Source organism: Pseudomonas sp. NY11955 (assembly GCF_048068035.1).
Lineage (GTDB): Bacteria > Pseudomonadota > Gammaproteobacteria > Pseudomonadales > Pseudomonadaceae > Aquipseudomonas.
On sequence record NZ_JBLUPS010000079.1, the window covers coordinates 1 to 231 of the forward strand.

1 protein-coding gene is annotated in these 231 nt (G+C 58.9%); it reads right to left on the reverse strand.

Translation table 11 applies throughout. From position 1 onward, the window contains the following. Positions 1–231: immunoglobulin-like domain-containing protein (locus tag ACNFBR_RS29345; RefSeq protein WP_416737889.1), on the reverse strand; the 231-nt coding region annotated here is incomplete at both ends.

Sequence of the window (231 nt, forward strand, 5' to 3'; positions counted from 1 at the left end):
AGTTTCTCGAACTTGTCGACATCGGCGCCGTCAACGGTCGCGATCGATTTCACGATCGGGTCGTTGGCACCCACGTAGACGTTGTCCGGGGCAGTGACAGTAACCGAACCGCTGGTGCCGTTGGCCGGCACGGTGATGACGGTCTTACCGTCGCTCAGCGTGAAGGTCAGCGCGCCATGGTTGTTGATCAGCAGACCGTCTTTGTTGGTCAGCGTGATGGTGTAGGTGATC